This window comes from Achromobacter sp. GbtcB20 (assembly GCF_019091095.1).
GTDB lineage: Bacteria > Pseudomonadota > Gammaproteobacteria > Burkholderiales > Burkholderiaceae_B > Achromobacter > Achromobacter mucicolens.
The window spans coordinates 127,270-150,063 of sequence record NZ_JAGXJZ010000012.1 but is presented as its reverse complement, the minus strand read 5'-3'; the positions used below and the strand labels follow the sequence as shown (position 1 = coordinate 150,063).

Sequence of the window (22,794 nt, the reverse complement as noted above, 5' to 3'; positions counted from 1 at the left end):
CAAGTCCCATCGCCGGCCCGGCTGGGCTGGGAAACTGCGGCAGGCGCCAAGATGGGCCTGCCGTTTTGTTTAGCAAGCAGGAAAGCGCATGAGCTGGAAATCGACTCCCGCGTCCGCCGAGCGCCAACGCGCCCGGTTGGACGACGAATTCGAAACGGTCGCCAAGCCGCAAGGCTTGCGGCGCACGTCCGATGCGCGGGTGGCACGCGAACCCGCAGCGTCTGACGGTTCGGCCGATGGCGCTGAATCTTCCGGCCTGTGGCAGCGCAGTTCCGAGCAGCGAAGTTCCAATCAGCGCGGCGCCGCGCGCGGCCGGCGTGCTGACACCGCCGCCAGCGCCGACGAGGCGTCAACGTCCGACGGCAAGCAGGCGCGCAAGGGACCGTCACTGAAGATGCGGGCAGTGGGGTATCTGTCGCGGCGCGAGCACGCGCGCGAAGAACTGGCGCGCAAGCTGGCTGCTTATGCCGAAGATGCGGCCGAGGTCGAATCGGTACTCGACGCGCTTGAAAAAGAAGGCTGGCTGTCCACCGAACGCTTCGCCCAAAGCCTGGTTCATCGGCGCGCCGCGCGGCAGGGCGCGGCGCGCATCGTGCAGGAATTGCGCCAGCATGGCGTGGACGACAACCAGGTCGCGGAACTGCGCGAACAGCTTCGCGCCACCGAATACGACCGGGCGCTTGAGGTCTGGAAAAAGCGCTTCAGCGCCAAGCCCGAAGATCGCGCGGTCTACGCAAAGCAGGCGCGCTTTTTGGCCAGCCGGGGTTTTGCGCACGACGTCATCCGGCGCATCCTCGGCGAGGGCGACGAAGACTGACGCCCGGCCAGCCGGCGTGGTTTCCCGCAGGCGTCTACCCAGCCGGCGCCGCTGCGGCCGTCGTTGTTCCTTAGGTTTTCACGTCAGTCTTCACTTTGGTCTTCACTTCGCCGACTTGATGCCCGACAGTGTCTTGAAGCAGACGTCGCGGGTAATGGTCAGAAACTCGTCGATATACGAGGCGTCCGTGTCCTCGCTGCGCACGGTCGCATACAACGTGCGCCACACGCCTTGCGGGCCCAGGCGGCAAAGCCGCAGCCATCCCTGATTCATGTATTCCGTCAGCGCCCAGTTCGGCAGGGCCGCCACGCCCCGATTGCTGGCCACGAGCTGCGCGATGATCGGCGTGAGTTCCGCCTTGCGGACAGCGGCGGGCTCCACGTCGGCCGGGTCCAGAAAGGCGGTGAAGACATCCAGCCGCTGCTTGTCCACGGGGTAGGTGATCAGGGTCTGGTCCGCCAACTGCTCCGGCAGGATGAATTTGCTGCCCGCCAACGGGTTGGTTTCGGACACAGCCAGCACCAGCTCATATTTGAATAGCGGCAGGTATTCCACCGCATCCAGCGGCTGCGGGTCTGACGTGATGACCAAGTCCAGGTCGCCGCGCACCAGCGCGGGCAGGGGGGCGAACGAGAACGCCGCGGACAGGTCCAGCGCCACATCCGGCCATTGCACGCGGAAGGCGTCCAGCGCCGGCATCAGCCATTGAAAACAGGAATGACAGTCGATCGCCAGGTGCAGCCGACCTGTGCGCCCGGCCGCCAGCCGTTGCAGGTCGCGTTCCGTGGCGCGAATGCGCGGCAGGACCTCATCGGCCAGCGCCAGCACCCGCAGCCCAGCCGTGGTCAGCCGGGCCGGCCGTGTGCGCCGGTTCAGCAGAGGCGTGCCCAGGCGGGTTTCGAGATCTCGCAGCTGATGCGACAGCGCGGATTGCGTCAGGTGCAGGCGTTCTGCGGCTTCCTGAAGGCTGCCGCCATCCCGGATGGCGGTCAGAGTTTCGAGGTGGCGGATTTCTAGCATTGAGGGCGGCTGAGCGGGTCGGGATCCGGGGGCGGCATAAGGACGCCAAACCCCGGCGGGTTGGCATGGCTAGCTATTCTATGAGGTTTCCTCATCTTATGAATGCGTACATTGATTTTGATTCATTTTGATTTGGCCTCAGAATGATCGCCACTTGAACAAATTTTGTGGATGGCGGCTAGAACATGACTACGATTCATAATTTGGGTTTCCCCCGCATCGGCGCCCAGCGTGAACTCAAGCGGGCGGTCGAGGCCTATTGGGCCGGCAAGCAGACCGCCGACGCCCTGGAAGATACGGGCCGTGAACTGCGCGCCCGCCACTGGCGCCTTCAGGCCGCGGCCGGCCTGAAGTTCGTGCCGGTGGGCGACTTCGCCTGGTACGACCAGATCCTGGAATGGACAACGCTGCTGGGCGCGGTGCCGGCGCGCTTCGGCCAGAAGGACAGCGAGCCGGTGTCCTTGGACACGCTCTTTCGCATGGGCCGCGGCCGCGCGCCGTCGGGCAAGCCCGCCGCTGCCTGCGAAATGACCAAGTGGTTCGATACCAACTACCACTACATCGTCCCGGAACTGGTGCCCGGCCAAACCTTCCGCATTGCCCGCGAAAGCCTGTTCGACCAGGTCAGGGAGGCCCAGGCGCTGGGTCTTGAGGTCAAGCCGGTCATTCCCGGCCCGCTGACCTGGCTGTTCCTGGGCAAGGGCGACGCCTTTGCCGGCGGCGCCGCCGATGCCGGGAAACTCCCGCTTCTGGCAGCGCTGCTGCCGGTCTATGAAGAGGTGCTGGCGCGGTTTGCCAAGCTGGGCGTCGAGTGGGTGCAGATCGATGAGCCCATCCTGGCGCTCGATCTGCCGCAAGCCTGGCGCGATGCCTTCAAGCAGGCTTATGCCACGTTGTCCGCCAGTGCGGTTAAAGTGCTGGTCGCCACCTACTTCGACGGTCTGAAGGACAACCTCTCGACGGCGCAGGCCCTGCCGGTGGCCGGCCTGCACGTGGACCTGGTGCGTGCCCCCGAACAATTGGCCGACGTGGTGGCGGGCCTGAACGACGGGCAGGTCTTGTCCGCCGGCATCATCAACGGCCGCAACATCTGGCGCACCGATCTCGACGCCGCCATTGCCGCGCTCGCCCCGCTTGCGCGCCATCTTGGCGACCGACTGTGGTTGGCGCCGTCGTGCTCGCTGCTGCACGTGCCCGTCGACCTGGAAAACGAAACCGAACTGGACGCCGAACTCAAGAGCTGGCTTTCCTTTGCCGCCCAGAAGCTCGACGAGCTGAGCCTGCTTGGCCGCGCGCTGAGCAGCGCCACGGACCCCACGGTGCAGCAGGGGCTGGCCAGCCAACGCGCGGCGCTGGCCGCGCGCCGCGCCTCGGTGCGCATCCACAACCCGGCCGTGGCCGAGCGCATGGCCGCAGCAAAGGGCATGTCGCGCGACCGGGCGCCGTTTGCAGGCCGCATCGCGCGCCAGCAGGAGCAGCTGGGGCTGCCCGCCTATCCCACCACCACGATCGGCTCGTTCCCGCAGACGGCCGAGATCCGCGCGTTGCGCCGCGACTGGAAGGCGGGCGCCTTGACGGATTCCGCGTACGAAGCCGCCATCCGCAAGGAGATCGAGGAAGTCATCCGCTTCCAGGAAAAGGTGGGCCTGGACGTTCTGGTGCACGGCGAGCCCGAGCGCAACGACATGGTCGAGTACTTCGGGGAGCTGCTGGCCGGCTTTGCCTTCACGAAAAACGGCTGGGTGCAGAGCTACGGTTCGCGCTGCGTGAAGCCGCCGATCATTTTCGGCGACGTCGCCCGTCCCGCGCCCATGACGGTAGGCTGGTCGTCCTACGCCCAGTCGCTGACCGACAAGCCGGTCAAGGGCATGCTGACCGGTCCGGTCACCATCCTGCAGTGGTCGTTCGTGCGCGACGACCAGCCGCGCGAAGCCACCTGCCGCCAGCTGGCGCTGGCGCTGCGCGACGAAGTCGTGGACCTGGAAGCGGCCGGGATCAACGTCATCCAGATCGATGAGCCGGCCATCCGCGAAGGCCTGCCGCTGCGCCGCGCCGATTGGCAGGCATACCTGGACTGGGCCGTGGACTGCTTCCGCCTGTCGACCGCCGGCGTACGCGAGGAGACGCAGATCCACACGCATATGTGCTATTCGGAATTCAACGACATCATCGAATCGATTGCCGCCATGGACGCCGATGTGATCACGATCGAAACGTCGCGTTCCAATATGGAGCTGCTCAAGGCGTTCGAGGACTTCCGGTACCCGAACGACATCGGCCCGGGCGTGTACGACATCCACTCGCCCAACGTGCCCGAGGTCGGCTGGATGGTTGACCTGATGAACAAGGCCGCCGCCCGCCTGCCCAAGGAACGCCTGTGGGTCAATCCCGACTGCGGCCTGAAGACGCGCGCCTGGCCGGAAACGGAGGCCGCGCTGATCGGCATGGTCCAGGCGGCGCGCGCGCTGCGCGAGGCGGCCTGACGGCCGATGGCGTTCCCGGCGCACGCGCGCCGGGCCTCCTGCATTTCCAACCCGGCCGCGCGCCACGCGCACGCCGGGTTTTTGCCTGCTGCAGACGCCATTACCAGCCCCACGCCGAGCCGCGCGGCGAAACCGGCAGGGGCCGCGTGGAAGGAGGGAAGTCACGGCGGCGCGGTCAGCGGACCGGACAGCTGGGCATCCGCCGCCCAATTAATACGATTGCGCGAATGCCGCCTGCGCTATACTTTGAAGGTTTTGTTGCCGCGCACCATACGCGCAGGCCATCTTTGCCCCGCAGGCCCCCTCGCATGCCCTTGCCACCGCCGGATTGTCCTCGCCAACCGCTGCATACGCGTTCCATACGTGTGCAGTCGTACGCGCGCGATGACGGCAACTGGGACCTGGAAGCCGAGCTGATCGACGTGAAAGCGTACGATTTTCCGAAGCGCGACGGCGAGATGTTCAAGGCCGGGCAGCCCATCCACCATATGCACCTGCGCATCACCATCGACGAGGAATTCTCGATCGTGGCGGCTCAGGCCGTCTATGATGCGGCGCCTTATGGCGAGCATTGCAAGGCCATCGAGCCGGCGTACACTGACCTGATCGGCATGAACCTGCTCAAGGGGTTCCGCCGCCAGGTCAAAGAGCGGTTCGGGCATGTGGAGGGCTGTACGCACATGACCGAACTGTCGCAGGTGCTTCCCACCGCGGCGGTCCAGACCATGGCCAACCGCCGGCGGCAGGAACCCAACCCGAACCGGCGTCCATTCCAACTGGACGGCTGCCATGCGCTTAGCACTGGCGGCCCTGTGGTGGCTGAGCATTATCCCGAGTGGTACACCGGGGGTAGCGCTGAGGCATCGGCCGAGTCGTCCTCCGATTCACCTTCTTTTTCTCATACGTCCTGACAGGTAACACATGAAAATCCACGAGTATCAAGGCAAGGAACTGCTGAAGCAATTTGGCGTCCCCGTGCCGCGCGGGATCCCCGCTCTTTCCGTCGACGAGGCCGTGGCTGCCGCTGAAAAGCTGGGTGGACCGGTTTGGGTCGTCAAGGCACAAATCCACGCGGGTGGCCGCGGCAAGGGCGGCGGCGTCAAGCTGGCCCGCTCGCTGGACGACGTCCGCAAGCTGGCATCCGAAATCCTGGGCATGCAGCTGATCACGCATCAGACCGGCCCCGAAGGCCAGAAGGTCCGCCGCCTGTACATCGAAGACGGCGCCGACATCCAGAAGGAATACTACGTTTCGCTGGTCACCGACCGCGCCACGCAGAATGTCGCTTTCATCGCTTCCAGCGAAGGCGGCATGGACATCGAGGAAGTGGCTCACTCCACGCCCGAAAAGATCATCACCGAATACATCGACCCGCTGGTTGGCCTTTCCGCCGAGCAAGCCACCAAGATCGCCAACGCGATCGGCCTGCCCGCCGACTCGACCGCCCAGGCCGTTGACGTGTTCCAGAAGCTCTATAAGTGCTACATGGACACCGACGCCTCCCTGGTCGAAATCAACCCCCTGAACCGCGACAGCAAGGGCAACATCATCGCCCTGGACGCCAAGTTCAACTTCGACTCCAACGCCCTGTTCCGTCATCCGGAAATCGTCGCCTACCGCGACCTGGACGAAGAAGATCCCGCTGAAATCGAAGCCAGCAAGTTCGACCTCGCGTACATCCAGCTCGACGGCAACATCGGCTGCCTGGTGAACGGCGCCGGTCTGGCCATGGCCACGATGGACACCATCAAGCTGTTCGGCGGCGAGCCGGCCAACTTCCTGGACGTCGGCGGCGGCGCCACGGCCGAGAAGGTCACGGAAGCCTTCAAGATCATGCTGGCCAACAAGAGCGTCAAGGCCATCCTGGTCAACATCTTCGGCGGCATCATGCGCTGCGACGTGATCGCCGAAGGCGTCATCACCGCTTGCAAGGCCGTCAACCTGAACGTGCCGCTGGTCGTGCGCATGAAGGGCACCAATGAAGAACTCGGCAAGAAGATGCTGGCCGACTCCGGCCTGCCGATCATCAGCGCCGACACGATGGCCGAAGCTGCCACCCGCGTCGTAGCCGCCGTCAAGTAAAGCAAAAATCAAGGATTCACAATGTCGATTCTGATCAACAAGGACACCAAGGTCATCACCCAGGGCATCACGGGCAAGACGGGCCAGTTCCACACCCGCATGTGCCGTGAGTACGCCAATGGCAAGGCCGCCTTCGTGGCCGGCGTGAACCCCAAGAAGGCGGGTGAAGATTTCGAAGGCGTGCCGATCTTCGCGTCGGTCAAGGACGCCAAGGCCGACACCGGCGCCACCGTCTCGGTCATCTACGTGCCGCCCGCCGGCGCCGCTGCCGCCATCTGGGAAGCCGTCGAAGCCGAACTGGATCTGGTGATCTGCATTACCGAAGGCATCCCGGTCCGCGACATGCTCGAAGTCAAGAACCGCATGAAGGCCAAGGGCAGCAAGACGCTGCTGCTGGGCCCGAACTGCCCCGGCCTGATCACCCCGGACGAAATCAAGATCGGCATCATGCCCGGTCACATTCACCGCAAGGGCCGCATCGGCATCGTCAGCCGTTCGGGCACCCTGACGTACGAAGCCGTGGCGCAAGTCACCGAACTGGGCCTGGGCCAATCCAGCGCTGTCGGTATCGGTGGCGACCCCATCAACGGCCTGAAGCACGTCGACGTGCTCAAGCTGTTCAATGACGATCCCGACACCGACGCCGTCATCATGATCGGCGAAATCGGCGGTCCGGACGAAGTCAACGCCGCGCAGTGGGCCAAGGACAACATGAAGAAGCCGGTCGTCGGCTTCATCGCTGGCGTCACCGCCCCTCCCGGAAAGCGCATGGGCCACGCCGGCGCGCTGATCTCCGGCGGCGCCGACACGGCCGATGCCAAGCTGGAAGTCATGGAAGCCTGCGGCATCCGCACCACGCGCAACCCCTCCGAAATGGGCAAGCTGCTCAAGTCGGTGCTGTAAGTCTCAGCAACGCGCGATAAAAGCCCGCTTCGGCGGGTTTTTTTTTGGCCGGGTTTTTTGAGGCTTTCTTAGGGAAATCCCGCGTCCAGGAAGCGGCCGGGTGAATCATACGGAAAGCTGAACGAAACTATAATGAAAGAAATTTTGCGCGTACCAGCAAGAATGCCGTCGGGCTCGCACCAAGACGGTCAGTACGTTTTTTGCGTTCAATTCACCCATTAATTTGGTTTTGTCCTAGGGGGATCACACCTAGGAAAGAGAGGCATGGAACTCAGTTCAGCGGCATTCTGGATCGCGTTGCTCCAGATCATTTGGGTCAACATTCTGCTATCGGGCGACAACGCCGTGGTTATTGCGCTGGCAGCGCGCTCGTTGCCTCCGGCACAACAGAAAAAAGCGATCGTGGTCGGTTCGGCCGCTGCGATCATCATGCGTATCGTACTGACGCTCGTCGCGGCCAAGCTGTTGTTGCTGCCGTGGCTCAAGCTGATCGGCGCGCTGCTCCTGGTCTACATCGGCGTCACCTTGCTGCTGCCCGAAGGCGAAGAAGACGGTGCCGGCAAGTCGCATGGCAACCTGTTGACCGCCATCCGCACCATCATGATCGCCGACCTGGTCATGAGCCTGGACAACGTGGTGGCCGTCGCCGCCGCTGCGATGGGCGACACGACGTTGCTGGTGCTCGGCCTGGCCATCAGTATTCCGCTGGTCATCTTTGGCAGCACGCTGCTCTTGAAGGTCATCGAACGCTTCCCGCTCATTGTCTGGGTTGGGGCGGCGCTGTTGGGTTTCATCGCAGGCGAGCTGCTGGTGGGCGACCCGGCGTTGCAGGAGCCGGTGGCGCGTATCGATGCCGCATTGGGCGTTACTCAGCACAGCTTCGCACTGATGTCGGGCGCGCTGGGCGCAGTGCTGGTGCTACTGATTGGTAAAGTTTTGCTTGCGCGTCGGAAAGCTGACTGAAAGCTGAACTACAATAATATGTTTTTCTAAATAAACCTGCCGCGCGAAGGCGCGCGGCAGGGCGGCCGGGCCGGGACCGGCCATTCTTTTCATAAATGCCTTCGGGGGTTCAAAGTGCTTGAGTTTTTTCAGACGCTGAGTTGGGCAGCGGTATTTCAGATCATCCTTATCGACATCCTGCTCGGCGGCGACAACGCTGTCGTGATCGCGCTGGCGTGTCGCAACCTGGCGCCCAAGCAACGGATGCAAGGCATTTTGTGGGGCACCGCAGGGGCAATCATTCTGCGCGTCGTGCTGATCGCCTTCGCAATGCAGCTTCTGAACATCCCGTTCCTGAAGGTCGTGGGCGCGCTGCTGCTCGTCTGGATCGGCGTCAAGCTTCTGGTTCCCGAAGAAGATGCGCATGGCGACATCAAGGGCGGCACATCCATCGTCGCCGCGATCAAGACCATCATCATTGCTGACTTCGTGATGAGCCTGGACAACGTGATCGCCATCGCCGGCGCCGCGCAGAATGCGCATGCCGACCATCAGCTGGGCCTGGTCATTTTTGGCCTGGTCGTCAGTGTGCCGATCATCATCTGGGGCAGCACGCTGGTGCTCAAGCTCATCGACCGCTATCCGCTGGTCGTCACCTTCGGCGCGGGCCTCTTGGGCTGGATCGCTGGCGGCATGCTGGTGACCGACGTTATTGTCGAGCGTCAATTTGGCGTTCAGCCGACTACGGTTAAAATCGCCGCTGAAATCATTGGCGCCTTGCTCGTTGTTGTCCTTGGACGGTGGCTTGCAAGCCGCAAGAACGCTTCCAAGGAATCAGCACATGAGTCTGCGTAGATCCACCGATCCCCAGCAATCCGAATCGGGCCTGAGCCTTCTTCAGGGTCTGTTCGTGCTGGCCATCCTCGGGGTAGTCGCGACGATCATCGTCTCCAACTTCGTTTGATGGCGTCACGTGTCTCTACCGCAACGTCTGGTCATTGCGACCCGCGCCAGTCGGCTTGCCCTGTGGCAAGCCGAGCATGTGCGCGATCAACTGCGCACGCTGTACCCAGCGTGCGCAGTTGAACTTCTTACCCTGACAACCCGAGGCGACCAGATCCTCGACCGCACGTTGTCCAAGGTGGGCGGCAAGGGTCTGTTCGTCAAGGAACTGGAAAACGCGCTGCTCGACGGCCGTGCCGATCTCGCCGTCCACTCCCTCAAGGATGTGCCGGTGGATCTGCAGGCGCCGTTTGAGCTTTGCGCCGTCCTCGATCGCGCGGATCCGCGCGATGCCTTCGTGTCCAACCGTTATGCCTCGCTGGCGGACCTGCCCGCGGGCGCCGTGGTCGGCACGTCCAGCCTGCGCCGCGAGTCCCAGATCCGTTCCCGGTTTCCCGCCCTGGTGGTCAAGCCCCTGCGCGGCAATCTGGATACGCGCCTCTCCAAGCTCGACAAGGGCGACTACGACGCCATCGTGCTGGCTGCCGCCGGCCTGGACCGTCTTGGCATGGGCGAGCGCATCCGCAGCCTGCTCGATCCCGCCGACAGCCTGCCGGCGGCCGGGCAGGGCGCCCTCGGCATCGAAATCCGCGACGACCGCGACGACATGCGCGCGTGGCTTGCACCGCTGGTCAGTGCAGACACGACCGCCTGCGTGCTCGCCGAGCGCGCGGTGTCGCGCAAGCTGGGCGGTTCCTGCCAGGTGCCCCTGGCCGCCTTTGCCCAGCTCGCCGGCGACACGCTGTCGCTGCGCGCGCTGGTGGCCTCGCCCGACGGCACCCGTGTCGTTCATGCCACGCACAGCGGTCCCATGACCGAAGCCGAAGCCATCGGCGAAGCGGCCGCCTCCGAACTCCTGGAGGCGGGTGCAGAGACGATTCTTCGCGAACTGCTGCAAAACCCCGGGTCCGACTGATGGACCCGGCGTTTGCAGCCGCCGACGGGCCGCGCATCGCCATCCTGACGCGGCCCGCAGGGCGCAACGAAGCGCTGGCCGGCCGCCTGCAGGGCGCCGGTTGGCAACCGTGCATCCTGCCCGCACTTGAAATCCACCCCCTGTCTGTCGCTGCCGAAGACCTGCCGCGGCCGTCGGCCTACGACCTCGTCGTGTTCGTCAGCGGCAATGCCGCGCGCCAATACCTGGATCAGCTCGCGCGCGCCGATGGCGCCGCGGACTGGCCTGCGGGCGTCGCGGTCGCCACGGTCGGGCCCGCCAGTGCCCAGGCGCTGCACGAGACCGGCCGTTTTGGCGTGAATACAACAGTTCTGCATCCGGACGAATCGGCCCCCAGCCATGATTCCGAGGCGCTTTGGCGCGTGCTTGCCGCCCAGCCTCAGTTGCCCGCGCGCGTGCTGGTGGTGCGGGGCACGCAGGGGCGGGACTGGCTCGGCGATACGCTCGAGGCACACGGTGCGCACGTGACGCGCCACGCAGCCTACCGCCGGCAACCGGCTGGCTGGACCGCGGAACAGCTTGCCACCCTCAGGCGCTGGGCCGATGCAGGCGTCACGGCCACCTGGCTGGTCACCAGCGGAGAGGGCGTCGACGCCATTTATGGTCAGCTCAGCGCCGCGGGTCTGACCGGGTGGTGGCAGCGCTGCCGCTTCGTCGCCACGCACCCCTCGCTGGTTGGCCGCCTGCCGCAGCCCCGCATTGGCGCGCCCGAGCCGGCGATGGTAAAAATCTGCGTGCCCAACGACGAGTCGATTTTCCAGGCTTTTGTTGCTGCTTGATTCGTTGGTTCGGACTGACACCGAATACAATCGCGTCATGACAGATAAGACTCCCGCTACCGATCCGGCCGTTCATCCGGCCGCCCCGGACGCAAGCGCGTCCGCATCGGCCCCGGCCGACTCCGTCAAGGCCCGTCCGGCCAAGCGCGGCAGTGGTCCTTTGGCCACCGCACTGATAATCGTCATCCTGTTGGCCGTGGGCCTGGGATATGCGTTGTGGAAGCAACGCACCCAGTTCGTCTCCGCAGGCCGCGAAGTGGCAACGCGCCTGGATACGCTCAGCGCCGATGTGGCGCAAGCCCGCAAGGACACCCGCGAAGCGCTTGCCCTCGCGCAGGCGCAGACCGGCCGCGTCGCCGAACTCGAAGACACGTTGCGCGAAACGCAAAGCCAATACAACGCCCTGCAACAGGCTTGGCAGAACTTCAACGACAGCGCCAGCGACGAACTGCTGGCCAATGACGTCGAACGCCTGCTGACCATCGCCAATCAGCAATTGCGCCTGGCCGGCAACGTCTCCAACGCCATCGTCGCCCTGGAAACCGCGCAATCGCGTCTGGCGCGTGCCGACCGCCCGCGGTTCTCCAGCCTGCAGCAATCCATCAATGGCGACCTGGACCGCCTGCGTGCCGTGTCCACCGTCGACATCCCCGCGCAATCGGGCCGCATCGAACGCCTGGTCGCGCTGATCGGCAAGGCGCCGCTGCTGGTGCCGGACACCGTGTCGCCGGGCGTGTCCCCGGTCGGTCAAGCCCAGCCGCCCGCGCCGGCCCCCACGATCGATCCGCTGGCCGGCCTGCCCGCCGACGCGCCCTGGTGGCAGCGCTGGCGCGCCGAAGTGGCTTCATGGCCTGGCCGCGCGGGCTCCGCGCTGGCTCACGAGCTTGGCGGTCTCATCACCATCCAGCGCGTGGACGAACCGGCCGCGCTGCTGTTGTCGCCCGAACAGGCCGATCAGGTGCGCGGCACGCTGCGCCAGCGCCTGTTGACCGCGCAGCTCGCGATGCTGATGCGCCAGCCCTCGGTCTGGAAGAGCGAACTCGACAACGTCGGCACCACGCTTTCCAAGTACTTCGATGGCCGCTCGCCTGACACCGTCGCCGCGCAGACGCTTGCGCGCGAACTGGCCCAGACCGACATCGCCGTGCGCATGCCGGATGTGGCGGACAGCCTGAACGCCGTGGCGGCTCTGCGCGCCGCCGGCTTCAAGACCAGCGACCAGGACTGAACCCATGCGTACCTGGTTCTGGACCCTGCTGCTCGCCGTCGTCGCCGTCGCCCTGGCGGTGGTCCTGCGCTCGCACGCGGGCAACGTGCTGCTTCTGGTGTGGCCGTGGCGCATCGAGATGTCGCTGACCCTCGCCGTCCTGCTCATCGTCGCCACCTTCATCATCCTGTACGTGGGCCTGCGGCTTCTGGCCTGGCTGCTCGCCATTCCCGATCGCGTCCGGGCCTGGCGCGGCAAGCGCGCGCAGGCTCGCGACCACGAATTGCTCGAACGCGGCTGGATTGGCCTGCTTGAAGGCCGCTACGCCCACGCCGAAAAAGACCTGACCAAGCTTCTGGACCAGACCAAGGTCCGCACGCGGCGCGTGCTGGCTGCCCTGTCCGCTGCTCGTGCCGCGCATGGCCTGGGCGAATTCGACCGGCGCGATCGTCTGCTGGCCAACGCGCAAGAGCAGGCCGGCACCGAGCCCGGCCTCATTGAAGCCACCGCCACCGTCTCGGCCGACATGCTGCTCGATCAGGGCCGCGCTGAACGCGCACTGACCGTGCTGGGCCCGCTGGCCGACGGCGGCGCCCGTCATTTGCACACCATGCGCCTGCTGCTGCGGGCGCACACGGCTCTGAATCATCAGGAACAGGTTTTCACGCTGGCGCGCGGACTGTCGCGCCGCAATGCGCTGGGCCGCCCCGAAGCCGACGGCCTGATCGATGCCGCGGGCGCCGCGCGCTTGCGTGCCGCCGCGGCCAACGATGCCTGGCGTCCCATCTGGAAAGACCTCAAGGCCGAAGAGCGCCTGCTCCCGGAAATTGCCCTGGCGGGCGCCGCCGCATTCGAAGCCGCCGGCGAGCCCAACGAAGCGGCGCGCGTCCTGGAATCGGCCATCGCGGTCAAGTTCAATCCCGCCCTGGTGGCGGCCTACGCCCGCTGCGAAGCCGAGCAGGTGTCGCGGCGCCTGGCCAAGGCCGAGACCTGGCTGCATCAACGCCCGACCGATCCCGACCTCCTGACCGCCCTGGGCATGCTGTGCCTGAATGGCCAGCTCTGGGGACAGGCCGAACGCTACCTCTTGCGTAGCCTGGCGCGGCGCAGCGATGCGCAGACGCACGCGCTGCTGGGCAGTCTGTACGATCGTCTGGACCGGCCGGTAGATGCCGTGCGCCACTGGCGCCTGGCCACGGCCGCCAGCATGGCGTTGCCGGTGCTGGCCTCGGATGCGGCGCTTCCCGCCGCAGACACCGGCTCGGACCCTTATCGCGTGGATGCCGAAGGCGGCTATGCCGTCGGCCTGTCGGACACGGACAGCGATGAGGACACCGGTGGCGATTACCCGGCCTTGCCGCCGGCTGCCGCATCGGCTTCGGACTACGTACTGGATCCGGATGCCCGCGCCAGCAAGGCCCAGCAAGACCGCGCCCTGGCGCCCGAAGACGCGCCGCTGGCTCGCGGAACGTCCGATATCGACGAATACTTCGACAGCGCGCCCATTCCGGCGGCGGCGTTCGACGAGCCCGTGCCCACGTACGCGCCGGCGCCGGCCGTGCCTGCTCCCAAGCCTGCGCCGCCCGCGGCGCCCGTGCCGACCACCAAGCCGCCGTTCAAGGACGACGGCTCGATTTGAATATCCTTTCAGACAAACAAGGTTGAACCATGAGTCTTGATCGCGTCTCCCCTGGCAAGAAGCTGCCGGAAGACTTCAACGTCATCATCGAAATCCCCATGAACGCCGACCCGGTGAAGTACGAGGTCGACAAGGATTCCGGTGCGATCTTCGTCGACCGCTTCATGCTGACGGCCATGCACTACCCGTGCAACTACGGCTATATCCCCCAGACCCTGTCCGAAGACGGCGACCCCGCCGACGTGCTGGTCCTGACCCCGTTCCCCATCCAGATCGGCGCCGTCGTGCGCTGCCGCGCCATCGGCGTGCTGGAAATGGACGACGAGTCGGGCGGCGACGCCAAGCTGCTGGCCGTGCCGATCGAAAAGCTCTACCCCCCGTACCGCAACATCAAGTCCTACGAGGATCTGCCCGCGGAAGACATCTCCCGCATCCAGCATTTCTTCGAGCACTACAAGGACCTGGAAAAGGGCAAGTGGGTCAAGGTCAAGGGCTGGAAGGGCGTGGACGCCGCTCACGAGGAAATCGTGCGCAGCGCCGAGCGCTACACCAAGGGCTGATCGGGCTACACGCCAGCCGGCATCTTGCCGGCCGGCGCCTACCGGCGGCGCGGCCGCGACGGCCCGTGGCCTGTCGCCGCCGCGCCGTTGTCTTGCAGGCGCCCGTTCCGTGCGGTCCTCGCATTGGCCGCAGAAAGGGCTACACTCGCGAGTGCTTTTTCAAACGCCCGGCCGCCCAACAACAACAACGCCCCATCGCGGGGGCACAGGGCATGCCAAGCGCGCGCGGCGTCGGGGTAACATCTTTCCCGGATATTCCGGTCACGTATTTGTCATAGGTTGATAGCTCATGGACTACGTTTTGCCTCCCCAGCCGCCCGTCGCGGTCCCCGTTGCCGGCAGCGCCGCGCTGTTCCCCGTGCGCCGCGTCTATTGCGTCGGCCGCAATTACGCCGAACATGCCAAGGAAATGGGTTTCACGGGCCGTGAAGATCCGTTCTTCTTCTGCAAGCCCGCTGACGCGGTGCTGTTCGTGGCCGACGGCGAAACCGGCAAGATGCCTTATCCGCCCAAGACTTCCAATTTGCACTACGAGATGGAGCTGGTCGTGGTACTGGGCAAGGGCGGCCGCGACATCCCCGTCGACCAGGCCAACGAATGCGTGTGGGGCTATGCGCTGGGTCTGGACATGACCCGCCGCGACCTGCAAGGCGAAATGAAGAAGCAGGGCCGCCCCTGGGAAATCGGCAAGGCCTTCGATCAGTCGGCGCCGCTGGGCCCCATCCACCCGCGCAGCGTGGTCGGCACGCTCGACAAGGGCGCCATCTGGCTGGACGTCAATGGCGAGCGCAAGCAATCCAGCGACATTTCGCAGATGCTGTGGAATATTCCGGAAAGCATTTCGTATCTGTCGGGCCTGTTTGAACTGCAGCCCGGCGACATCATCTTCACCGGCACGCCCGAGGGCGTGGGCGCCGTGCGCCAAGGTGACGTGATCACTGGCGGCGTCGAAGGCCTGGGCGAACTGCGCGTGCAGATCGCCTGAGCGCAGGCGCTTTCATTTTTTCATTTTGGAGTCACAGCATGCGCGGCAAGATTGTGCTGACTGCCTTTGTCGTGTTCGGTTTCGTGCTGGCCGGTTGCAATACCGTCGCCGGCATGGGTAAGGACATGTCCCGGGCAGGCAATGCCATCACCAACGCAGCCGACAAATAATCGGCGCGCGGTAGTGAAAAAAAGCCCCTTGAGCGATCAAGGGGCTTTTTGTTTGCCGGTGCGAGAACAAGCCTAGAGCACGTCGCCCGCGTAGTCGGCCAGGCGGGAGCGCTCGCCACGCTGCAGCGTGACGTGGCCCGAGTGCGGCCAGCCCTTGAAGCGGTCGACCACAAAGGTCAGGCCCGAACTGCCTTCCGTCAGGTAGGGCGTGTCGATCTGCGCGATGTTGCCCAGGCAGATCACCTTGGTGCCAGGGCCAGCACGGGTCACCAGCGTCTTCATCTGCTTGGGCGTCAGGTTTTGCGCCTCGTCGATGATGAGGTACTTGTTCAGGAAGGTGCGGCCACGCATGAAGTTCAGGGATTTGACCTTGATGCGCGAGCGGATGAGGTCCATGGTGGCCGCGCGACCCCAGTCTCCGTTGCCTTCGCCTTCGCCCATGTTCAGCACGTCGAGGTTGTCTTCAAGCGCGCCCATCCAGGGCAGCATCTTTTCCTCTTCGGTGCCGGGCAGGAAACCAATGTCTTCACCGACGGGCACCGTGACGCGCGTCATGATGATCTCGGTGTAGCGCTTGGTCTCCAGCACCTGCGTGATGCCCGCCGCCAGCGCCAGCAGCGTCTTGCCCGTGCCGGCCTGGCCCAGCAGCGACACGAAATCGCATTCCGGGTTCATCAGCAGGTTCATGGCGAAATTCTGCTCGCGATTGCGCGCCGTGATGCCCCAGACATTGTTCTTGCCGTGGGTATAGTCGCGCAGGGTGGCCAGCACCGCCATCTTGCCGCTGACTTCGCGCACTTGCGCGTACAGCGGCATCTGGCCTTCGAAGTAGACGAACTGATTGACCACGAATTGCGAGCACAGCGGGCCGTGGATGCGGTAGAAGGTGGTGCCGCCCTGTTGCCAGGATTCGACGTCCTTGCCGTGCTTGTTCCAGAAGTCTTCGGGCAACTGCATCACGCCCGAGTACATCAGGTCGGAGTCTTCGAGGACATGGTCGTTGAAGTAGTCTTCGGCGGCCATGCCCAGCGCGCGCGCCTTCAGGCGCATGTTGATGTCCTTGGACACCAACACGACCTCGCGCTGCGGGTATTTTTCCTGCAGGGCGCGCACCACACCCAGGATCTGGTTGTCGGCCTTGCCCATCGGCAAGTCCGAGGGCAGGGTGCTGTGGATGGCCGTGGTCTGGAACATCAGGCGGCCCGTGGCATCCTTGTTGCCCAGCTTGGCCAGCTCAAGGCCTTCGTCCAGGTGCGTGGCGTCCTGCACCAGCGAATCGAGCGACCGGCTGACCTGACGCGCGTTGCGCGCGACTTCCGACATGCCCTTTTTCTGGTGGTCCAGTTCTTCCAGCGTCATCATCGGCAGGAAGATGTCGTGCTCTTCGAAGCGGAAGAGCGAACTGGGATCATGCAGCAGCACGTTCGTGTCCAGCACGAACAGCTTGCGAGGTTCATTCTGGGCGCGCGCCTTGCCGCGCTTGGCGGGGGCGGGCGCAGCCTTGGCCTGCTGGCGCGCCGGGGCGCGAGCGGCCGGCGCGGCGGGGGGCGGCGCCTGGTGAGCGGGCGACGGCGTGTGGGCCTTGCGTGCCGGCGCCGCCAGGCCTTCAAGTTCTGGCTGTACCAGCAGTTCGTCCTCGTCTTCGGCGAGGGCTGCCTGGGTGTTGGACCGCGCAGCGGCAGTCTTGGTGGTGCGGGCCTGCGCCCGGGCGGATTCGCCCGAGGGGAAGGTCAGGATGGCTGCGGGGCGGGTAGGCAACTTCGGAAGCGGCATATGCGTCACTCTCCTGTTTGGGCCGGCTATAGCGCCTGACGGGTTTCCTGTGCGGCTAACCGATGCTTTTGGCGGCTTGCAGGACTTCCTTGGCGTGGCCTGGGACCTTCACCCCGCGCCACTCCTGCACCAGCACGCCATAGGCGTCGATCAAGAAGGTACTGCGTTCGATGCCGCGCACCTGCTTTCCATACATGTTCTTCTGCTTGATAACGCCGAACAGATTGCAGACGGTTTCGTCGGCGTCGGAGATGAGAGGGAAAGGAAGCTCGTACTTGGCCTTGAAATTCTCGTGCGACTTCAGCGAGTCGCGCGAGATGCCGATCACGATTGCGCTGGCCGACAGGAAGTCGGCGTGCAGATCGCGGAAATCCTGGCTTTCGGTGGTGCAGCCGGGCGTGTTGTCCTTGGGGTAGAAATACAGGATCACGGCCCGCCCCTGGCATTGTTCGAGGCTGATGGGGCCGATCGTGCTTTCGGCGGTGAACAACGGGGCGGGTTTGCCTATGCTCGGCGTCATTAATTCGTGGCTCCGTGGGGAGGGATGAGGGCGACGACCACGCGCCGGCCTTCAGCCATCAGGATGTTGTAGGTGCGCGAGGCAGCGTGGGTGTCCATGGTTTCAACGCCGATGCCGATCGCCAAAAGGGGACGCAGCACGTCGGGACGCAGGAACTGTTGCTTGCCGCCGGTGCCCACCAGCAGGACTTCGGGGGCGTTGGCCGGGCGGCTGGGCGCGGCTTCCGGGGCATCCAGAAAATCCAGGGGATTGCGGGCGGGCTCGGACAATCCAGCTGCCAGGAGCAAGAGGGAGGAGGTGATGTCGGCCGTCGACTCAACAGGCCAGATGGTCACTTCGCCTTCGGGGCCGAAAGCGACCGAAGAGGAAAAACGTACCTGGTTGACCTCGATGTAGCCATCGCCATAGGCGGTGACAGTGTTTAGAGCGGCCGTCGCAGGATCGGTATGCAGCTTCAATAAAAACTCCGGCTTTACGTGCTTGATAATAGCGCATCGGACACGCCGCATGTTGCAACGTATCCACGGGGAAAAAGGGGCTTTTTTGCCCCATTTGCCGCCAAGGCGTCGTTGCGCTAGATTACAGGGTTTTGCTGCGCTGCAATCGTGAGCTGGCGCGGCTCAGAGCCCCTTTCCCCTTCGCGCGACCGCGCCCTGGTCTTTTTGCCTTTTCGCCCCTAAGGATTCCCATCATGAGGAAGTTCTCTCGCATCGAGCGTTTGCCCCCGTACGTTTTCAACATTACCGGCGAGCTCAAGATGGCGGCGCGTCGGCGCGGCGAAGACATCATCGACATGTCGATGGGCAATCCGGATGGGGCGACGCCCAAGCACATCGTCGACAAGATGGTGGAGGCGACCACGCGTCCCACCACCCACGGCTATTCGGTGTCCAAGGGCATTCCGCGCCTGCGCAAGGCGATCTGCGACTGGTACCAGCGCCGCTACGCGGTCGAGTTCGACCCGGACTCCGAGGCCATCGTCACCATCGGCTCCAAGGAAGGCCTGGCGCACCTGATGCTGGCCACGCTGGACCGCGGCGACACCGTGCTGGTGCCCAATCCCAGCTACCCGATCCACATCTACGGCGCCGTCATCGCGGGCGCCAACATCCGTTCCGTGCGCATGACGCCGGGCGTTGACTTCTTCGAGGAGCTGGAACGCGCCGTGCGCGAATCCATCCCGAAACCCAAGATGATGGTGCTGGGCTTTCCCAGCAACCCGACTGCGCAGTGCGTGGACCTGTCGTTCTTTGAGCGCGTGGTGGCGCTTGCCAAGGAACACGACATTCTCGTCGTGCATGACCTGGCGTATGCCGACATCACGTTCGACGGTTATGTGGCGCCGTCCATCATGCAGGTGCCCGGCGCGCGCGACGTTGCTGTCGAGTTCTTCACGATGAGCAAGAGCTACAACATGGCCGGCTGGCGCATCGGCTACATGGTCGGCAACCGCGAGCTGGTCAACGCGCTGGCTCGCATCAAGAGCTATCACGACTACGGCACGTTCACGCCGATCCAGGTGGCGTCCATCGCCGCGCTGGACGGCCCGCAGGACTGCGTGAGCGAAATCGTGGCGCAATACCAGAGCCGCCGCGACGTGCTCGTGCGCGGCCTGCATGAAGCAGGTTGGAATGTGGAGATTCCCAAGGCGTCCATGTACATCTGGGCGCAGATCCCCGAACCCTACCGGGCGATGGGCTCTTTGGAATTTGCCAAGCGTGTCCTGTCGGATGCGAAAGTGGCCGTGTCCCCCGGGATCGGCTTCGGCGAGTATGGCGACGAATACGTGCGCTTCGCGCTTATCGAAAACGAGCAGCGCACGCGTCAAGCGGTGCGCGGCATCAAAGATATGTTCCGCAAGGACGGATTGCTGAAGTGATGGGTGCCCACCCCCGCAGCGCTGCGCGCTTCCCCCTCTGAGGGGCATGCCTGCGGACCGGCGGAGCCGGATCCGCGGCATCGCGATCGGGTGGCAACAGCTTCATGCACAGGATTATGGAGAAGTGAAATGAATTCCCCTCAACGCCCGCCCGCAGAGGGCGGCGCGATGAAACCCATGAAGGTGGGTCTGCTTGGTCTTGGCGTGGTTGGCGGCGGCACGTGGACCGTGCTGTCCCGCAACGCCGAGGAAATCGCCCGCCGCGCTGGCCGCCGCATTGAAGTCACCCGCGCCGCCGTGCGCGACGTGGAAAAGGCGCGTGCCCGCGTGGGCGACTCCATTCTGGTCGACACCGATGTGCACGCGCTGGTGCGCGATCCCGACATCGACATCGTCGTGGAACTGATCGGCGGCGACACGCTGGCGCGCGAGCTGGTGCTCGAAGCCATCGCCAACGGCAAGCATGTGGTCACGGCCAACAAGGCCTTGCTGGCCAAGCATGGCAACGAGATCTTCGCCGCCGCGTCCGAACGCGGCGTGATGGTGAACTTCGAGGCCGCCGTCGCGGGCGGCATCCCCATCATCAAGGCGATCCGCGAAGGCCTGACCGCCAACCGCATCCAGTGGGTGGCCGGCATCATCAACGGCACCACCAATTTCATCCTGTCCGAAATGCGCTCGCGCGGGCTGCCGTTTGCCGACGTGCTGGCGGAAGCGCAGCGCCTGGGCTACGCCGAAGCCGACCCCACGTTCGACGTGGAAGGCGTGGACGCGGCCCACAAGCTGACGCTGCTGGCCTCGCTGGCATTCGGGGTGCCGGTCCAATTCGACCGCGCCCACATCGAAGGCATTTCGCAACTGGCCGCCGAAGACATCGAACACGCCGAGCGCCTGGGCTATCGCATCAAGCTGCTGGGCATCACCAAGCGCCGCCCCGACGGCATCGAGCTGCGCGTGCATCCGGCGCTGGTGCCGTCCGAGCGCCTGCTGGCCAATGTCGAAGGCGCGATGAACGCCGTGCTGGTCAAGGGCGACGCCGTCGGCCCGACGCTGTACTACGGGCAGGGCGCGGGCGAAGAGCCCACCGCCTCGGCCGTCGTGGCCGACCTGGTCGACGTGACGCGCCTGCACACCGCCGATCCGGGCAACCGCGTGCCGCACCTGGCCTTCCAGCCGGATGCCATGTCGGACACCCCGATCCTGCCGATCGAACAGGTCAGCACGTCCTACTACCTGCGTCTGCGCGTGGACGATCAGCCCGGCGTGCTGGCGGACATCGCCCGCATCCTGGCCGACCGCGGCATTTCCATCGGTTCGATGATCCAGCAGCCGTCGCACATCGGCGGCGCCGACATCATCTTCCTCACGCACGAAGCCGTCGAAGGCAACGTCAATCAGGCCATCGAGCGCATTGAGTCGCTGCCGTTCGTGCGGTCCAAGGTGACGCGCCTGCGCGTGGAGAACCTGACGTGATCGGGGGCGCCCGGTGCATCGTGGAGCAATTGACATGAAATACATCTCTACGCGCGGCGGCATGGCCCCGCTCGAATTCTCCGACATCCTGCTCGAAGGCCTGGCGCCCGACGGCGGGCTGGCGGTGCCGCAGACGCTGCCGCAGGTTTCCGCGGAAACGCTGGAATCGTGGCGCGGCTTGTCGTATGCCGATCTGGCCTTCGAAGTGCTGTCGTTGTTTGCCACGGACATCCCCTCGGACGACCTGCGCCGTCTGACCCGTGCCGCCTACACGCCGCAGATCTTCAACAGCGAGGACATCGTTCCGCTGCGTCCGCTCGATGGCGGGCTGTCGCTGCTGGGCCTGTCCGAAGGTCCCACGCTGGCGTTCAAGGACATGGCCATGCAGTTCCTGGGCCAGGTATTTGAGTACGTGCTCTCCAAGCGCGGCACCACGCTGAACATCGTGGGCGCCACCTCCGGCGACACGGGCTCGGCCGCTGAATACGCGCTGCGCGGCAAGAAGGGCGTGGCGGTGTTCATGCTGTCGCCCCACGGCCGCATGAGCGCCTTCCAGCGCGCGCAGATGTACTCGCTGCAAGACGAGAACATTCACAACATCGCCGTGCGCGGGGTCTTCGACGAAGCCCAGGACATCGTCAAGGCGCTGGCCGGCGATCTGGCCTTCAAGACGAAGTACCGTCTGGGCGCCGTCAATTCGATCAACTGGGCCCGTATCGCCGCCCAGGTCGTCTACTACTTCCATGGCTGGCTGCGCGCCACCGAGCGCGCGGGACAAGAAGTGTCGTTCGCCGTGCCGTCGGGCAATTTCGGCAACATCCTGTCGGGCCACATCGCCCGCAGCATGGGTTTGCCCATCCGCCGCCTCGTGCTTGCCACGAACGAGAACAACGTGCTGGAGGAGTTCTTCCGCACTGGCGTGTATCGTCCGCGCGCGGCTGCGCAGACGTACGCCACGTCCAGCCCCTCGATGGACATTTCGCGCGCGTCGAACTTCGAGCGCTTCGTGTTCGACCTGACGGGCCGCGATACCGACCGCGTGAAGGAATTGTGGGCGACGATGGCACGCGACGGCGCGTTCGACCTGTCCGACATGAAGGACCAGTTCGAGTCGCGTTATGGCTTCGTGTCGGGCGCCAGCTCGCATACGGATCGCCTGGCCACGATCCGGTCCGTCTACGACGCCACCGGCGTGCTGGTCGACCCGCACACCGCCGACGGCGTGAAGGTCGCGCGCGAATTCGTCGAGCCGGGCGTTCCCATGCTCGTGCTGGAAACCGCGCTGCCGGCCAAGTTCTCCGAGACCATCGAGGAAGCGCTTGGCCGTCCGGCCACGCCGCCGGGCAACCTCGCAGACCTGGAATCGCTGCCGCAACGCGTCGAAGTCATGGACTGCAGCGAGGCCGCCGTACGCCGTTTCATCGAGACACACGCCAAGGTGTAAGCACGATTGCCGCTTGTGTACGGTTGCAACCCCTCCCAGGCGCGTCCTGCGAGGGGTTTTTCATTATTGGGGGCGGGGACGATTACGTTCTTATGCATTTTGCCGACAACCCGACACGATTTCGGGGAGCGATTCGGATAGAGTGAAATCACCCATTCAAC

At 64.9% G+C, this 22,794-nt stretch carries 22 protein-coding genes; 18 read left to right on the top strand and 4 right to left on the bottom strand.

Going from position 1 to position 22,794, the window contains the following annotated elements; genetic code table 11:
• The first annotated feature begins 88 nt into the window (after window positions 1-88).
• The gene (gene recX, locus KVT32_RS17120; protein WP_217618556.1) at window positions 89-817 is read left to right on the top strand and encodes a recombination regulator RecX; all 729 of its coding nucleotides are present in this window, start codon (window positions 89-91) and stop codon (window positions 815-817) included.
• A gap of 102 nt (window positions 818-919) precedes the next feature.
• On the opposite strand, the gene KVT32_RS17115 is transcribed toward recX, so the two are convergent.
• Window positions 920-1,837, bottom strand: a complete 918-nt coding sequence (locus KVT32_RS17115) for a LysR family transcriptional regulator (RefSeq protein WP_152383829.1) — start codon at window positions 1,835-1,837, stop codon at window positions 920-922.
• A 185-nt stretch (window positions 1,838-2,022) separates the two neighbouring features.
• Between KVT32_RS17115 and metE the strand changes: the two genes are divergently transcribed.
• From metE to KVT32_RS17050, 14 genes are all read left to right on the top strand, one after another.
• Window positions 2,023-4,320 carry a 5-methyltetrahydropteroyltriglutamate--homocysteine S-methyltransferase gene (metE, locus tag KVT32_RS17110; protein WP_217618555.1) on the top strand — a complete coding sequence of 766 codons (2,298 nt, stop codon included), beginning with the start codon at window positions 2,023-2,025 and terminating at the stop codon, window positions 4,318-4,320.
• A 308-nt stretch (window positions 4,321-4,628) separates the two neighbouring features.
• Complete coding sequence (locus KVT32_RS17105; protein WP_056322544.1) at window positions 4,629-5,231, top strand: DUF2889 domain-containing protein; 603 nt, start codon at window positions 4,629-4,631, stop codon at window positions 5,229-5,231.
• Window positions 5,232-5,241: 10 nt separating this feature from the next.
• Window positions 5,242-6,402, top strand: a complete 1,161-nt coding sequence (gene sucC / locus KVT32_RS17100; RefSeq protein WP_056322547.1) for an ADP-forming succinate--CoA ligase subunit beta — start codon at window positions 5,242-5,244, stop codon at window positions 6,400-6,402.
• 21 nt (window positions 6,403-6,423) lie between these two features.
• Window positions 6,424-7,305, top strand: a complete 882-nt coding sequence (gene sucD / locus KVT32_RS17095) for a succinate--CoA ligase subunit alpha (RefSeq protein ID WP_056322550.1) — start codon at window positions 6,424-6,426, stop codon at window positions 7,303-7,305.
• A 264-nt stretch (window positions 7,306-7,569) separates the two neighbouring features.
• Window positions 7,570-8,268, top strand: coding sequence for a TerC family protein (locus tag KVT32_RS17090; protein ID WP_056322553.1), 699 nt, complete (start codon window positions 7,570-7,572; stop codon window positions 8,266-8,268).
• 114 nt (window positions 8,269-8,382) lie between these two features.
• Window positions 8,383-9,102 carry a TerC family protein gene (locus KVT32_RS17085; protein ID WP_175156839.1) on the top strand — a complete coding sequence of 240 codons (720 nt, stop codon included), beginning with the start codon at window positions 8,383-8,385 and terminating at the stop codon, window positions 9,100-9,102.
• Complete coding sequence (locus KVT32_RS32490) at window positions 9,089-9,211, top strand: hypothetical protein (RefSeq protein WP_255357201.1); 123 nt, start codon at window positions 9,089-9,091, stop codon at window positions 9,209-9,211. Before KVT32_RS17085 ends, KVT32_RS32490 begins: the two co-directional genes overlap by 14 nt.
• A gap of 9 nt (window positions 9,212-9,220) precedes the next feature.
• On the top strand, window positions 9,221-10,165 hold the full coding sequence (hemC, locus tag KVT32_RS17080) for a hydroxymethylbilane synthase (protein WP_217618554.1): 945 nt from the start codon (window positions 9,221-9,223) through the stop codon (window positions 10,163-10,165).
• Window positions 10,165-10,983 (top strand): uroporphyrinogen-III synthase, encoded by an 819-nt coding sequence (locus KVT32_RS17075; protein WP_152383832.1) that lies wholly within the window; start codon window positions 10,165-10,167, stop codon window positions 10,981-10,983. Before hemC ends, KVT32_RS17075 begins: the two co-directional genes overlap by 1 nt.
• 37 nt (window positions 10,984-11,020) lie before the next feature.
• On the top strand, window positions 11,021-12,211 hold the full coding sequence (locus tag KVT32_RS17070; protein ID WP_152383833.1) for a uroporphyrinogen-III C-methyltransferase: 1,191 nt from the start codon (window positions 11,021-11,023) through the stop codon (window positions 12,209-12,211).
• Window positions 12,212-12,215: 4 nt separating this feature from the next.
• Window positions 12,216-13,829, top strand: coding sequence for a heme biosynthesis HemY N-terminal domain-containing protein (locus tag KVT32_RS17065; protein WP_152383834.1), 1,614 nt, complete (start codon window positions 12,216-12,218; stop codon window positions 13,827-13,829).
• 29 nt (window positions 13,830-13,858) lie between these two features.
• Window positions 13,859-14,389 (top strand): inorganic diphosphatase, encoded by a 531-nt coding sequence (gene ppa / locus KVT32_RS17060; protein ID WP_056322566.1) that lies wholly within the window; start codon window positions 13,859-13,861, stop codon window positions 14,387-14,389.
• A gap of 289 nt (window positions 14,390-14,678) precedes the next feature.
• Entirely contained in the window at window positions 14,679-15,374 is a 696-nt protein-coding gene (locus KVT32_RS17055; RefSeq protein WP_128827800.1) for a fumarylacetoacetate hydrolase family protein, read from the top strand.
• A 38-nt stretch (window positions 15,375-15,412) separates the two neighbouring features.
• Window positions 15,413-15,544, top strand: coding sequence for an entericidin A/B family lipoprotein (locus KVT32_RS17050; RefSeq protein ID WP_008164311.1), 132 nt, complete (start codon window positions 15,413-15,415; stop codon window positions 15,542-15,544).
• A gap of 72 nt (window positions 15,545-15,616) precedes the next feature.
• Here KVT32_RS17050 and KVT32_RS17045 read toward each other — a convergent pair whose 3' ends face one another.
• From KVT32_RS17045 to KVT32_RS17035, 3 genes are read right to left on the bottom strand one after another with little or no spacing between them, the layout of a single operon-like run.
• A complete protein-coding gene (locus KVT32_RS17045) occupies window positions 15,617-17,317 on the bottom strand; it encodes a PhoH family protein (RefSeq protein WP_056322570.1) in 1,701 nt (566 codons plus the stop codon).
• A gap of 55 nt (window positions 17,318-17,372) precedes the next feature.
• A complete protein-coding gene (locus KVT32_RS17040; protein ID WP_062838474.1) occupies window positions 17,373-17,837 on the bottom strand; it encodes a peroxiredoxin in 465 nt (154 codons plus the stop codon).
• Complete coding sequence (locus KVT32_RS17035) at window positions 17,837-18,295, bottom strand: Mth938-like domain-containing protein (protein ID WP_142055794.1); 459 nt, start codon at window positions 18,293-18,295, stop codon at window positions 17,837-17,839. The genes KVT32_RS17040 and KVT32_RS17035 overlap by 1 nt, the downstream gene beginning before the upstream one ends.
• Window positions 18,296-18,528: 233 nt before the next feature.
• Here KVT32_RS17035 and alaC point away from each other — a divergent pair, with 233 nt between their 5' ends.
• From alaC to thrC, 3 genes are all read left to right on the top strand, one after another.
• Window positions 18,529-19,716: an alanine transaminase gene (gene alaC, locus KVT32_RS17030; protein WP_056322579.1), complete on the top strand. Its 1,188-nt coding sequence runs from the start codon at window positions 18,529-18,531 to the stop codon at window positions 19,714-19,716.
• A gap of 168 nt (window positions 19,717-19,884) precedes the next feature.
• A complete protein-coding gene (locus tag KVT32_RS17025) occupies window positions 19,885-21,189 on the top strand; it encodes a homoserine dehydrogenase (protein ID WP_056322581.1) in 1,305 nt (434 codons plus the stop codon).
• A 34-nt stretch (window positions 21,190-21,223) separates the two neighbouring features.
• Window positions 21,224-22,633: a threonine synthase gene (gene thrC, locus KVT32_RS17020; protein WP_152383835.1), complete on the top strand. Its 1,410-nt coding sequence runs from the start codon at window positions 21,224-21,226 to the stop codon at window positions 22,631-22,633.
• Window positions 22,634-22,794: the final 161 nt, after the last annotated feature.

Coding starts and splice junctions, on each gene's coding strand:
- recX (WP_217618556.1), top strand. CDS start 89: ATGAGCTGGAAATCGACTCCCGCGTCCGCCGAGCGCCAACGCGCCCGG.
- KVT32_RS17115 (WP_152383829.1), bottom strand. CDS start 1,837: ATGCTAGAAATCCGCCACCTCGAAACTCTGACCGCCATCCGGGATGGC.
- metE (WP_217618555.1), top strand. CDS start 2,023: ATGACTACGATTCATAATTTGGGTTTCCCCCGCATCGGCGCCCAGCGT.
- KVT32_RS17105 (WP_056322544.1), top strand. CDS start 4,629: ATGCCCTTGCCACCGCCGGATTGTCCTCGCCAACCGCTGCATACGCGT.
- sucC (WP_056322547.1), top strand. CDS start 5,242: ATGAAAATCCACGAGTATCAAGGCAAGGAACTGCTGAAGCAATTTGGC.
- sucD (WP_056322550.1), top strand. CDS start 6,424: ATGTCGATTCTGATCAACAAGGACACCAAGGTCATCACCCAGGGCATC.
- KVT32_RS17090 (WP_056322553.1), top strand. CDS start 7,570: ATGGAACTCAGTTCAGCGGCATTCTGGATCGCGTTGCTCCAGATCATT.
- KVT32_RS32490 (WP_255357201.1), top strand. CDS start 9,089: ATGAGTCTGCGTAGATCCACCGATCCCCAGCAATCCGAATCGGGCCTG.
- KVT32_RS17075 (WP_152383832.1), top strand. CDS start 10,165: ATGGACCCGGCGTTTGCAGCCGCCGACGGGCCGCGCATCGCCATCCTG.
- KVT32_RS17070 (WP_152383833.1), top strand. CDS start 11,021: ATGACAGATAAGACTCCCGCTACCGATCCGGCCGTTCATCCGGCCGCC.
- KVT32_RS17065 (WP_152383834.1), top strand. CDS start 12,216: ATGCGTACCTGGTTCTGGACCCTGCTGCTCGCCGTCGTCGCCGTCGCC.
- ppa (WP_056322566.1), top strand. CDS start 13,859: ATGAGTCTTGATCGCGTCTCCCCTGGCAAGAAGCTGCCGGAAGACTTC.
- KVT32_RS17055 (WP_128827800.1), top strand. CDS start 14,679: ATGGACTACGTTTTGCCTCCCCAGCCGCCCGTCGCGGTCCCCGTTGCC.
- KVT32_RS17050 (WP_008164311.1), top strand. CDS start 15,413: ATGCGCGGCAAGATTGTGCTGACTGCCTTTGTCGTGTTCGGTTTCGTG.
- KVT32_RS17045 (WP_056322570.1), bottom strand. CDS start 17,317: ATGCCGCTTCCGAAGTTGCCTACCCGCCCCGCAGCCATCCTGACCTTC.
- KVT32_RS17040 (WP_062838474.1), bottom strand. CDS start 17,837: ATGACGCCGAGCATAGGCAAACCCGCCCCGTTGTTCACCGCCGAAAGC.
- alaC (WP_056322579.1), top strand. CDS start 18,529: ATGAGGAAGTTCTCTCGCATCGAGCGTTTGCCCCCGTACGTTTTCAAC.
- KVT32_RS17025 (WP_056322581.1), top strand. CDS start 19,885: ATGAAACCCATGAAGGTGGGTCTGCTTGGTCTTGGCGTGGTTGGCGGC.
- thrC (WP_152383835.1), top strand. CDS start 21,224: ATGAAATACATCTCTACGCGCGGCGGCATGGCCCCGCTCGAATTCTCC.